Origin of the sequence: Aureimonas sp. Leaf324 (genome assembly GCF_001423245.1) — a bacterium.
Classification (GTDB): Bacteria; Pseudomonadota; Alphaproteobacteria; order Rhizobiales; family Rhizobiaceae; genus Aureimonas.
This window is the reverse complement of the sequence record NZ_LMOH01000028.1, coordinates 138,233-150,430: the sequence shown is the minus strand read 5'-3', so window position 1 is coordinate 150,430 and position 12,198 is coordinate 138,233. Positions and strand designations below refer to the sequence as shown.

Below are 12,198 nucleotides of genomic sequence, written 5' to 3'. Positions count from 1 at the left end.
AGGCGAATCGCATGAGACCATCGGGTGCGGGACGGAAGGGTGGGAGGCTGGCACGATGACCCGTGCCGGATTCGTTGGGGCTGCTTCCTTCCGGACCTGACCCGATTGGCGAGCGGCTCGTCCACCACCAACCTCCCACCGTCCATATCGTGGAGAACGCATCGAAATGCAAGCCGACCCATCCGCCTTCGTGCTCGATTCCCGCCTGGAGGCCGACACGACACCGGTCTGCGATCTCGCGCTCTGCCGGCTCCTCCTGATGCGCGACGCCCGCTGGCCCTGGCTGATCCTCGTGCCGCGGCGCGCAGGGCTCGTCGAGCTCTTCGATCTCGAGGACGCCGACCGCCGTCAGCTTCTCGACGAGGCGAACGCGGTGGCAAGGGCGCTCGATACCGCGACGCGCCCGGAGAAAATCAACATCGGCGCCCTCGGCAACGTGGTGCGCCAGTTCCATCTGCATGTCGTCGCGCGCTCGTCTGGCGATCCCAACTGGCCGAAGCCGGTCTGGGGCTTCGAGAGCGCCCTCCCCTATGGCTCCGGCGCCGACGAGGCGCTGATCCGCTCCGTCCAGGAAGGCCTCCGCTAATGTCCGACGCTCCCATTCGTCTCGGCTATGCCGCCAACGCGCTGCGCCGTGACGGCGAACTGCGCACCGACACGTCGCTCGGGCAGGCGCTCGGCCACCCGCAGGCGCGCGTCTATCTGGCAGCGCGGGGCCAGTGGCTCTGCGGCGGCGGCGAGGCGCCCGATCCCGGCTTCAGCGTGGCCGAGGCGCAGGCGCTTCTCGGATCGTCGCCGATCGAGATCCTGCTCGGCCATGAAGAAGCCGGCGCGCCGAGACTGGTGGCCGGCATCGACGGATCCGACCTGCCGGAGGGGACCGCCCTGTGGGATCTGCGAACGCTCGGAATGCGCGAGCTTCTGTCGCCCGAGGTCGAGGGCGACCTCGCGCAGGGTGCGCATCTCCTGAACTGGCATGACTCGGCCCGCTTCTGCGGTCGCTGCGGTGCGCCGACCGTCTCCGAGGCCGCCGGCTTCCGGCGCCGCTGCACGGCGTGCGGCCACGTCGTCTTCCCGCGGACCGACCCGGTCTCGATCATGCTCGTGCACGACGGCGAGGGGCGCTGCGTTCTCGGCCGCCAGCCGCATTTCGCGCCGGGCATGTGGTCGTGCCTCGCCGGTTTCGTCGAGGCCGGCGAGACGCTGGAAGATGCCGTGCGCCGCGAGACGCTGGAGGAGGCGGGGCTCGTGGTTGAGGCGGTGCGCTACCACTCCTCGCAGCCCTGGCCGTTCCCCGGATCGCTGATGATCGGCTGCATGGCGAAGGCTCCGCAGTCTCCCATCACCTTCGATGCCACCGAACTCGAGGCCTGCCGCTGGTTCGATCGCACCGAGGTCCAGGCGATGCTGGAGCACCGGCATCCCGACGGCCTCGTCGCGCCGGCTCGCTTTACGATCGCCCATCATCTCCTGGCTGCCTTCGCAAGCGGCAGAGAGCTGCCCTGATCAAAGGCATTAAGATTTGATGAACCACAAATTGGCTGAGTTATGCACGCGCTGCACAACAGGCGTGCTAAACCTGCTCTCCTTTTAAGCAGGCCCAAGGCGTATATCGGGTTCAACGAATTCTATTGATCTCCGAGGCTCCCATGCTCAACTCCATCGCCAAGCGCTTTCAGTCCTTCCGCTCGCACCGCCGCACCGTCATCGAACTCAACAGCATGGACGACCGCATGCTGAGCGACATCGGCGTGATGCGCGGCGACATCGAGCGCATGGTTCGCATCGGTCGCTGAACCGAGACACCGCACCGAATACGAAAAAGGCCCCGCTCCGGCGGGGCCTTTCTCGTTGGCGCTCTATTCCGCGGCGCCGGGGTGCGTCGGTCGGTCGGGCGAGGCGGGATAGACGCCCATGATCGAGACGCGCTTGGAGAAGAAGCGCAATTCGTCGAGCGCCCGCGCGACGCCGGGGTCGTTCGGGTGCCCCTCGATATCGGCGAAGAACTGCGTCGCCACGAACTTGCCTTCCAGCTGGTAGCTTTCGAGCTTCGTCATGTTGATGCCGTTGGTGGCGAAGCCGCCGAGCGCCTTGTAGAGCGCAGCCGGCAGGTTGCGCACCTCGAAGACGAAGGTGGTGACGACCATCTCGCCGGACCGCGGCGCCCAGAGGTCCTCGCCGCGGCCCGGCCGCGACAGGACCACGAAACGCGTCGTGTTGTGCTCGGCGTCCTCGACGTTCTCGGCGAGGATGTCGAGGCCGTAGAGCTCGGCGGCCAGCCGGGGCGCCAGCGCCGCGACGGAGCGCTCCGCCATCTGCGAGATGATGCGCGCCGCGCCCGCCGTATCGCCCGAGATGACCGGCTTCCAGCCGTTGCGCCGGAGGATCCCGCGGCACTGGCCGAGCGCGTGGATGTGGCTGTGCACCTCGCGGATGTCGGCAAGGCCCGTGCCGGGCTTGGCCATCAGCTGGAAGCGGATCGGAAGGAAGAACTCGCCGACGATCTGAAGGCCCGACACCGGCAGGAGATGGTGGATGTCGGCGACGCGGCCGGCGATCGTGTTCTCGATCGGGATCATCGCGAGATCCGCCTCGCCGCGCGTGACGGCCGCGAGCGCATCCTCGAAGGTCGGGCACGGCAGCGGCTCGAGATCGGGATACATCGTCCGGCAGGCAGTGTCGGAGTTGGCGCCGGGCTCGCCCTGGAACGAGATGCGGTTCGATCGCGTCGCCGGCTCGTAGAAGCGGCGCGCCTCCTCCAGTTGGTGGGGCATGTCGACGCCGAGCGGTGCGGCGTCGACGATCTCGGCGTCGATGCGCATGCCGGCCTCCAGCGCGCGCAGTTGCTCCAGCTTCTCGCGCGTCTCCAGCGGCGACGGCGGCAGCGCCACGAAGCGGGCGAGCGCCGTGCGGCGATAGGCGTAGATGCCGACATGGTGATAGAGCGGCCCGTCGCCCGTCGGCGCGGTCGCGCGCGTGAAGTAGAGCGCGTTCAGCCGATTCTCGGCGACCGGCGTGCCGATCAGCTTGACGACGCTCGGGTCGGCCCGGTCGGCGGGGTTCTCGATCTCGACGGCAACGGTCGCGATCTCGCAGGCGGGATCGGCGAAGGGCCGCAGCACGGCCCGGATCGTTTCCGGCTCGATCGTCGGCAGGTCGCCCTGGAGGTTGATGATCGTGTCGATCTCGCCTGCGGGATCGATGATCTCCAGCGCCTCGAAGATGCGGTCGGAGCCGGACTGGTGGTGCGAGCCCGTCATCACCGCCTCGAAACCCGCAGCCGTGACCGCATCGCGAATCGCCGCGTCGTCGCACGCCACCACGACGCGGCCGATACCGGCATCGCGGGCCCGCTCGGCCACGCGCACGATCATCGGACGTCCGCCGATGTCGGCCAGCGGCTTCATGGGAAGCCGGGTCGAGGCCAGCCGGGACGGGATCAGGATCAGGGTGGACATGGGTCGGGACTCTGGTGCGGCCGCAGGAAATTTAGGCGAAGCTGTGACAGGAGGGCGCTTGATCGATTCCGATCGGAATGTCAGAACGCTTCCAATTGACGGGCCCGAGCCAGGCCGCCGGGAACCGGCGGATCGCGCTTTGTGCCCGTGGACGATCGAAAGCGCGTGTCGTCGGCCCCTTGCGCCGGCTGCAGAGGGAGCCGCCCTTTATCATGAATTCGTTTGAGGCCAACAAGATCTTCGGTGCCCTCCTTGGCACCGTGTTCGTTCTGTTCGGCGGCAGCCTTCTGGCCGAAGGCATCTTCCATGCCGAGGCGCCCGAGCAGCCCGGCTTCGCGATCGCCGTGCCCGATGCCCCCGCCGGCGGGGGCGCCGCGCCCGCCGCCAACGAGGTGACGCCGGTCGGCCAGCTGATGCAGACCGCCAATGCCGAGGCGGGCGCGGCGATCTTCAAGCGCTGCCAGGCCTGCCATTCCGGCGAGAAGGGCGGACCCAACAAGGTCGGCCCCGACCTGTGGGATGTCGTGAACCGCCCGATCGCCTCGCACGAGGGGTTCAGCTACTCGGCCGCGATGACCGAGTTCTCGCAGGGCAAGAGCGTGGTCTGGGACTGGGATCACCTGAACCATTTCCTGCATGGCCCGAAGCAGTACATCAAGGGCACGGCGATGGGCTTCGCCGGCATCCCGAAGGACCAGGAGCGCGCCGACCTCCTCGCCTATCTCGGCACGCTGTCGGACAACCCGCCGGCCCCGCCCGCGCCGGACGCCGGCGCGCCGGCCGGCGGCGAAGCGCCCGCGGAAGGAGCTGCGGCTCCGGCCGAGACCGCGCCGAACGCCACGACCAACGCCAACGCCCTGCCGAACGACGCGGTGACGCAGCCCCAGGGCGCCGGCACCACCGACCAGACCACCGGCGGCGCGCCGACCGCGCCGGCGTCCGGCACGGTCCCGGCCACCGGCACCAACGCCGAGAACCGCCCCGCCGGCGCGCCTGTGCCGCCGACCGAGTCCGGCCAGGCCGCGCCTTCGCAGCCCGGCACGCAGGCCCCGCAGGAGAACCCGGCGCCTTCGACGCCTCCCGCCACGGCACCGGCCGCGCCCGCGGCTGCACCGGCTGAACCGGCCCCCGCAGCGCCGGCATCCCCGACTCCTGCGGCCCCTGCCCCGGCCGCGCCCGCCCCGGCCGACAACGCCGCTCCTGCGCCGGCGCCGGCCCAGTAAGGCCGTCCGGGACCGCAACCCTTCGTGAAAGCCGGGCCGCAAGGTCCGGCTTTCGTCGTTCCGGCCCCCGCGAACGCGGCCGCATCTCTGGACAGAGACAAGGCGAAGCTTACACTTTCGTCACCACCGCCTTTCGCCCGAGGAAGGCCACAAAGCTCGGGCGGGGTCCGGGCATCCGGTGCGCGCGCCGCGCCGGCCCTGCCAGATGGAGATCGATTTGCCGCCAGTCTCGCGCGCCCTGTCCGCCCTGACCCTGACCGCTCTCCTCGCCGTCGGCATCCCGTTCGCAGCGGCGCAGGACCAAGCCGCCCCAGCCGCTCCGGCCGGCGCGGCGGCGCCGGCCGGGATGGAAGCGGGGGAATGGCGCACATGGTCGTCGCTGATCCGGCCGTCGAAATACGGCAACGACTTCCGGCATTATGATTTTGTGAACCCCGATGCGCCGAAGGGCGGCCGCCTCAACCTCCAGGCGGCGGGCACGTTCGACAGCTTCAATCCGTTGCCCGTGCGCGGGACGCCGGCCGCGGGCTTTGCCGCGTTCGGCGGCGGCATCGCCTACGACACGCTGATGGATCAGGCTTTGGACGAGCCGGGCGTCAGCCACGGGCTGATCGCCGAGGCGATGCGCTATCCCGCCGACTTCTCGTCCGTGACCTTCCGCCTCGACCCGGCGGCCCGGTTCCACGACGGCCAGCCGATCACCGCCGAGGACGTCGTCTGGACCTTCCAGACCGTGACGCGCCTGTCGCCGCTCTATGCTAACTACTATCACAACGTGACCGGCGCCGAAGTCACCGGCGAGCGCGAGGTGACGTTCCGCTTCAACCAGACGGGAAACCGCGAACTCCCCAACATCATGGGCGATCTCGTGGTGCTGCCGAAGCACTTCTGGGAGGGCACGGACGCGCAGGGCGCCAAGCGCGACATCGACAATCCGACGCTGGAGATCCCCGTCGGCTCCGGCCCCTATCGCGTGAAGGCCTACCAGCCGGGCTCGACCATCACCTGGGAGCGGGTGCCGGACTACTGGGCCGCTTCGAAGGGCCCGCGCGTCGGGCGCTATAACTACGATGAGATCCGCTACACCTATTTCCGCGACCAGAGCGCGGGCTGGGAAGCCTTCAAACGCGGGGGCTTTGCCGACTACCGCTCCGAGAACAGCGCCGGTCGCTGGGCGCAGGGCTACGACTTTCCCGCCTTTCGCGACGGCCGGGTGAAGAAGGAGGCCTTTCCGTCCGAGACCGGCGAGCCGATGCAGGGTTTCGTGATGAACACGCGGCGCGACAAGTTCGCTGACCCGCGCACGCGCCAAGCTCTGACCCTCGCCTACAATTTCGAGGAGATGAACCGGTCGCTGTTCTACGGCCAGTACAAGCGCACCACGAGCTACTTCCAGGGGACCGAACTCGCCTCGTCGGGGCTGCCGAGCGAGGCGGAGCTGAAGATCCTCGAGCCATTGCGCGGCGAGGTCCCGCCGGAGGTCTTCACGACGCCCTTCACCCTGCCGGACTATTCGGACCCGGCCGCCGAGCGAACGTATCTTCGCCAGGCGTTCGAGCTCCTGACGCAGGCCGGCTGGAAGCGGCAGGGCTCGCAGCTGGTGAACGCCAAAGGCGAGCCGTTCCGAATCGAGTTCCTCGCCTTTGATCCGTCGTCGAGCCGCGTCATCGATCCCTTCGCCAACCAGCTGAAGCGGCTCGGCATCGAGACCTCGACGCGCATCGTCGACGCCTCGCAGTATCAGGCGCTGACCAACAATTTCGAGTACGACATCGTCACCGACGTGATGGCGCAGTCGCTGTCGCCCGGCAACGAGCAGCGCGACTTCTGGTCGAGCGCGGCCGCGAACCAGCCGGGCAGCCGCAACGCGGCCGGCATCCGCAATCCGGCGGTCGACGCGATCATCGAGAAGATCATCTACGCGCCCGATCGCGACAGCCTCGTCGCCGCGACCCATGCGCTCGACCGGGTGCTGCTCTGGAACTTCTACGTCGTGCCACAGTACCACAACCCGTCGATCTGGCTGGCGTGGTGGGACAAGTTCGGCATGCCCGCGACGCGCCCGGCCTATGCCGGCATCGATCCCTTCTCGTGGTGGGTGAAGGGCGAGGTCGCCGTGAACACGCCGGAGGACCAGGCGGCCGCGGGCGCGCCCGACCCGGCCACGGCACCCGCCATCCCACCGCAGCGGCCGTGAGGCGCCGCGCGTGACCGAAAGCTTCATCCGCATCAGCCGCCGACATTTCGGCAAGCTGGCGCTCGGCGCGGCGGCCAGCGCCGCCCTCCCCCGCCTGTCCTTCGCCGACAACCCGGCCGACACGCCGCTGCACGGTCTCTCGGCCTTCGGCGACCTGAAATATCCGGCGGGCTACCAGCGCTTCGATTACGCGAACCCGGACGCGCCCGACGGCGGGCGATTCACCTTCACTGTGCCGTCCTGGTACTTCAACCAGTCGCCCGATACGTTCGATACGTTCAACACGCTCGTCCTGCAGGGCAACGCCCCGCCGCGGATGGAGATGCTCTACGAGGGCCTGATGCTCTCGACGCTCGATGAGCCCGACAGCCTCTACGGCCTTCTCGCCGAGAGCGTCGCGGTCTCGGCCGACGGCAACCGCTTCACCTTCCGGCTACGGCCGCAAGCCCGCTTCTCGACCGACGCGCCGGTCACCGCGGCCGACGTCGTGTTCTCCTACGAGACCCTGAAGCGGGAGGGCCATCCGAGCCTCGCGATCCAGTTGCTGGAGGTGCGCGAGGTCGCGGCCGAGGACGAGCGCACCGTGCGGATCGTCTTTTCCGGGCGCCAGACCGTACCGACCGCGCTCGCCACCCTGTCGATGCCGATCGTCCCCGCCGCCTTCTTCCAGAACCGCCCGTTCGGCCAGGGCGGCTTCGACGTGATCCCGGGATCGGGCGCCTGGGGCGTCGGGCGCTATGCCGCCGGCCGCTACATCGAATACGAGAAGCGCGCGGACTACTGGGGCCGCGACATGCCGTTTGCCCAGGGGCTCGGCCATTTCCAGACGATCCGCGTCGAGTGCTTCCGCGACCGGCAGGCTTCGCTGGAAGCCTTCAAGAAGGGCGACGTGACCTATCGCGAGGAGTTCACGACGCGGGCCTGGGCGAGCGAATACAACTTCCCTGCCATTCAAGACGGCCGGGTGAAGCGCGACACCTTCGCGGAAGAGAAGTGGCCGAACTTCCAGTGCTGGGCGCTGAACCAGCGCCGCACGCAGTTTTCCGACGCGCGGGTGCGCCGCGCGATCAACCTGTGCTTCGATTTCGAGTGGACCAACGCCAATCTCCTGTTCGGCTTGCGGCTGCACTCGCAATCGCCGTTCGAACTGTCGGACTATGTCGCGACCGGCGCGCCCTCGCCCGAGGAGCGGGCCGTGCTGGAGCCGCTGCGCGCCGACCTGCCGCCCGAGGTCTTCGGCAAGGTCTGGACGCAGCCCGTCACCGACGGATCGGGACGCGACCGGCGCATCCTGCGGGAAGCCTCGGAGCTCTTCGCCGCCGCCGGCTGGACACGCCGCGGCTCGGCGCTCGTCGATGCCGCCGGCCAGCCGTTCCGGCTCGAATACCTCCTGAACGACCCCGAGCAGGGCCGCGTTTACGGCAAGATGGTCGAGAACATGAAGCTGCTCGGCGTCGACGCCACGATGCGCGTCGTCGATGCCGCGCAGTATCAGGACCGCCTCAGCCGCTTCGACTTCGACATGATCCTCTGCCGCTTCGGCCTCAACGGTACCCCGACGCGCGAGAGCCTGACGAGCTTCTTCGGCTCCACGTCCCGCGACCGCACGGGATCCTACAACTATCCCGGCATGGCGAGCCCGGCGGTGGACGCTCTTCTCGACCGGATCGGCGAGGCGAAGACGCGCGAGGATCTCACCGTCCTGATGCGCGCGCTCGACCGCGTGCTGCGCTGGCGGCTGGACTGGATCCCCAACCTTCACGCCCAAGGCCACAACGTCGCCTGGTGGGACATGTTCGGCATGCCGGCCACCAAGCCCGATTACAGCTTCCCGGTGGAACAGCTCTGGTGGTACGACGAATCCAAGGCCAAGGCGGCCGGGCGGGCCTGACCGCGCCCACCGACGCTTTCGCACAACGGGACCGCTGAATGGCAGCCTACATCCTCCGACGTCTGCTCCTGATGATCCCGACCCTGCTCGGCATCATGGCCGTGTCCTTCGTGGTCATCCAGTTCGCGCCGGGCGGGCCGGTGGAGCAGATCGTGGCCGGGCTGCAGGGTCAGGGCGGCGGCGCGGCCGATCGCCTGGGCGGCGGCGGCGGCGACGCGGCGGCGCAGAGCGGCGACACGTCGGGCTATCGCGGGGCGCAAGGGCTGGACCCCGAGTTCATCCAGCGGCTCAACGAGCAGTTCGGCTTCGACAAGCCGGCCTGGCAGCGCTTCGGCGAGATGATCTGGAACTACGCCCGCTTCGACTTCGGCACGAGCTTCTTCTCCAACGCCACGGTCGTCGACCTCATCATCCAGAAGCTCCCGGTGTCGATCTCGCTCGGCCTCTGGATCACGCTCCTGTCCTACGCGATCTCGATCCCGCTCGGCATCCGCAAGGCGCTGCACGAGGGCTCGCGCTTCGACACCTGGACGAGCGCCGTCATCATCGTCGCCTACGCGATTCCGGGCTTCCTCTTCGCGGTGCTCTTGATCGTCCTCTTCGCGGGCGGCTCGTTCCTCGACTGGTTCCCGTTGCGCGGCCTCACCTCCGACAACTGGGCCCAGCTCTCCTGGCCGGAGCGCATCGTCGACTACTTCTGGCACCTGACGCTGCCGCTGATCGCGCTGTCGCTCTCGGCCTTCGCCACGACGACGCTGCTGACGAAGAACTCGTTCCTCGACGAGATCCGCAAGCAGTACGTGACGACCGCGCGCGCCAAGGGCCTCACCGAGCGGCGCGTCCTCTACGGCCATGTCTTCCGCAACGCGATGCTGATCATCGTCGCGGGCTTTCCCGGCGCCTTCATCTCGGCCTTCTTCGCCGGTTCACTCCTGATCGAGACCATCTTCTCGCTCGACGGGCTCGGCCTCCTCTCCTTCGAGAGCATCTACAAGCGGGACTATCCGGTCGTCTTCGCCACGCTCTACATCTTCTCGCTGATCGGGCTCCTGACGACGCTGATCTCCGACCTCACCTACACCTGGATCGATCCGCGCATCGACTTCGAGCGGCGGGAGGTCTGATCCGATGACCGACACCATCGAGGATCGCAACGCGAAGGATCGCCCGCCCGAGCCCGCCGTGCTGCGCGAAGCGCAAGGGGGCGCGAGCGGCGTCGCCCAGAACGCACCGCCGATCGTTGCCCTCGGCACGCCGTCTCGGCTGTCGCCGCTCAACCAGCGCCGCTGGCAGAACTTCAAGGCCAACCGACGCGGCTGGTGGTCGCTCTGGATCTTCATGGTCCTCTTCGTCGTGACGCTGTTCGCCGAGTTCGTCGCCAACGACAAACCGATCCTGATCTCCTACAAGAACGAGTACTACGCGCCGATCTTCACCGACTATCCGGAGGAGGTCTTCGGCGGGTTCCTGCCGGTCACGAACTACCGCGACCCGTTCATCCAGGACGAGATCGCCGCCAACGGCTGGATGATCTGGCCGCCGATCCGCTACTCGTACCAGAGCGTCAACAACGAGATCCCGACGCCCGCGCCGTCGCCGCCCTCGTGGACCTTCTCCAAGGAGGAGCGCTGCGCGCGCTACAGCCAAGGCGTGAACGATCCGAACTGCACGATCGGCAACTGGAACTGGCTCGGCACCGACGACCAGGCGCGCGACGTCCTCGCCCGCCTGATCTACGGCTTCCGCATCTCGGTCCTGTTCGGCCTGATCCTCACCGCGGCGTCCGCCGTGATCGGGGTCTTTGCGGGCGCCGTGCAGGGCTATTTCGGCGGCTGGGTCGACCTTCTCTTCCAGCGGTTCATCGAGATCTGGTCCTCGATCCCAGTCCTCTACCTCCTCCTCATCGTCGCCGCGATCCTGCCGCCGGGCTTCTGGATCCTCCTCGGCATCATGCTCCTGTTCTCGTGGGTTGCCTTCGTCGGCGTCGTGCGCGCCGAGTTCCTGCGCGCGCGCAACTTCGAATACGTCAACGCTGCGCGGGCGCTCGGCGTCGGCGACTGGACGATCATGGGCCGCCACCTCCTGCCCAACGCGATGGTCGCGACGCTCACCTTCCTGCCCTTCATCCTGAACGGCTCGATCACGACGCTGACCTCGCTCGACTTCCTCGGCTTCGGCCTGCCGCCGGGCTCGCCATCGCTCGGCGAACTCCTGGCGCAGGGGCGCAACAACCTGCAGGCGCCCTGGCTCGGCATCTCCGGCTTCGCGGTCCTGTCCCTGATGCTGTCGCTTCTCGTCTTCGTCGGCGAAGCGGTGCGTGACGCCTTCGACCCCCGCAAGAGCTTCCGGTGAACGCGTCATGAGCGACCATCACGGCCATTCGCACGATCACGGCGACCACGATCACCACGACCATGCCGCGCATGCCAGCCACAAGCGGCTCGGCATCGCGGCGGCCCTCACCGGCCTCTTCATGCTGGCGGAGATCGCAGGCGGCCTGATCTCCGGCTCGCTGGCGCTGCTGGCCGACGCCGGGCACATGTTCGTGGACTTCGCGGGCCTCGTCCTCGCCTTTGCCGCCGCGCGCCTCGCGCTTCGGCCGGCCGACGCCCGGCGCTCCTACGGCTACGACCGCTTCCAGATCCTCGTCGCCTATTCCAACGGCCTCGTGCTCTTCGGCATCACCGCCGTGATCGTCTACGAGGCGTGGCGGCGGTTCTCGGAGCCGGTCGAGATCCTCGCCGGCCCGATGCTGGCCGTCGCCGTCGCGGGCCTCCTTGTCAATATCGCCGCCTTCTTCGTGCTCCACGGGGGCGACAAGGAAGACCTCAACATGCGCGGCGCGTTGCTGCATGTGATGGGCGACCTTCTCGGCTCGGTCGCCGCCATCGTCGCCTCGCTGGTGATCCTCGCCACCGGCTGGACGCAGATCGACCCGATCCTCTCCGTCCTCGTCTGCCTGCTCATTCTCACCAACGCCTGGCGGCTGGTGCGCGAATCCGCGCACGTTCTTCTGGAGGGCGCGCCAGCCGGCGTCGACGGAGCGGAGGTCGGTCGGCAGCTTAGCGCAAGGGTCCCCGGGATCGAGGACGTGCACCATGTCCATGTCTGGATGATCACGCCGCGTCGGCGTGCCGCGACGCTTCATGTCTGCGTTCCCGAGGGGGCCGACGGAACGGCCGTGGTGCGCCGCGTGAAGGCGATGCTGAGCGCCGACTTCCAGATCGACCACGCGACGGTGGAACTCGAGCACGGCCGCTGCGCCGACGCCGGAACGACCTGCGGCGGCGATCATGTCCACGACCATGCCGGACACGATCACGGCTCTGGCCACGCCCACGCCCACGGTCACCATCACGACCACGGGCATCACGGGCACGACCACGCCCACGGCGCCCTGCCCCGTCCGGCCTGAGAGGATGAGAGCCG

Annotated in this window: 10 protein-coding genes, 1 other RNA gene and 1 pseudogene; 9 read left to right on the top strand and 3 right to left on the bottom strand. The window is 68.4% G+C overall.

Annotated elements, in window-relative coordinates:
* Positions 1–39: 39 nt before the first annotated feature.
* Positions 40–136: signal recognition particle sRNA small type (ffs, locus tag ASF65_RS21100), an RNA gene on the bottom strand.
* A gap of 30 nt (positions 137–166) precedes the next feature.
* Between ffs and ASF65_RS18740 the strand changes: the two genes are divergently transcribed.
* The 3 genes from ASF65_RS18740 to ASF65_RS21095 all read left to right on the top strand — a co-directional run bounded on the left by ASF65_RS18740 (position 167) and on the right by ASF65_RS21095 (position 1,796).
* A complete protein-coding gene (locus tag ASF65_RS18740) occupies positions 167–586 on the top strand; it encodes an HIT family protein (RefSeq protein ID WP_055892722.1) in 420 nt (139 codons plus the stop codon).
* A complete protein-coding gene (gene nudC, locus ASF65_RS18735; RefSeq protein WP_055892719.1) occupies positions 586–1,506 on the top strand; it encodes an NAD(+) diphosphatase in 921 nt (306 codons plus the stop codon). The genes ASF65_RS18740 and nudC overlap by 1 nt, the downstream gene beginning before the upstream one ends.
* A 143-nt stretch (positions 1,507–1,649) precedes the next feature.
* Entirely contained in the window at positions 1,650–1,796 is a 147-nt protein-coding gene (locus tag ASF65_RS21095) for a DUF1127 domain-containing protein (protein ID WP_082505848.1), read from the top strand.
* 63 nt (positions 1,797–1,859) lie between these two features.
* Here ASF65_RS21095 and ASF65_RS21720 read toward each other — a convergent pair whose 3' ends face one another.
* Together ASF65_RS21720 and ASF65_RS22190 are read right to left on the bottom strand one after the other, a co-directional pair.
* Positions 1,860–2,714, bottom strand: coding sequence for a prephenate dehydratase (locus tag ASF65_RS21720; RefSeq protein WP_280137652.1), 855 nt, complete (start codon positions 2,712–2,714; stop codon positions 1,860–1,862).
* A 30-nt stretch (positions 2,715–2,744) separates the two neighbouring features.
* Positions 2,745–3,458, bottom strand: a pseudogene (locus tag ASF65_RS22190) (3-deoxy-manno-octulosonate cytidylyltransferase); the annotation flags it as partial.
* Between the two features lie 212 nt (positions 3,459–3,670).
* Here ASF65_RS22190 and ASF65_RS22360 point away from each other — a divergent pair.
* The 6 genes from ASF65_RS22360 (at position 3,671) to ASF65_RS18700 (ending at position 12,184) form a co-directional block, all read left to right on the top strand.
* Entirely contained in the window at positions 3,671–4,681 is a 1,011-nt protein-coding gene (locus ASF65_RS22360; RefSeq protein WP_082505846.1) for a cytochrome c family protein, read from the top strand.
* A gap of 217 nt (positions 4,682–4,898) precedes the next feature.
* The gene (locus tag ASF65_RS18720; protein WP_055893025.1) at positions 4,899–6,878 is read left to right on the top strand and encodes an extracellular solute-binding protein; all 1,980 of its coding nucleotides are present in this window, start codon (positions 4,899–4,901) and stop codon (positions 6,876–6,878) included.
* A gap of 10 nt (positions 6,879–6,888) precedes the next feature.
* Positions 6,889–8,769 (top strand): extracellular solute-binding protein, encoded by a 1,881-nt coding sequence (locus ASF65_RS18715; RefSeq protein ID WP_055892717.1) that lies wholly within the window; start codon positions 6,889–6,891, stop codon positions 8,767–8,769.
* 38 nt (positions 8,770–8,807) lie between these two features.
* Positions 8,808–9,893, top strand: a complete 1,086-nt coding sequence (locus tag ASF65_RS18710) for a microcin C ABC transporter permease YejB (protein ID WP_055892714.1) — start codon at positions 8,808–8,810, stop codon at positions 9,891–9,893.
* Between the two features lie 4 nt (positions 9,894–9,897).
* Positions 9,898–11,121: an ABC transporter permease gene (locus ASF65_RS18705; protein WP_082505845.1), complete on the top strand. Its 1,224-nt coding sequence runs from the start codon at positions 9,898–9,900 to the stop codon at positions 11,119–11,121.
* A gap of 7 nt (positions 11,122–11,128) precedes the next feature.
* Positions 11,129–12,184, top strand: coding sequence for a cation diffusion facilitator family transporter (locus ASF65_RS18700; RefSeq protein WP_055892711.1), 1,056 nt, complete (start codon positions 11,129–11,131; stop codon positions 12,182–12,184).
* Positions 12,185–12,198: the final 14 nt, after the last annotated feature.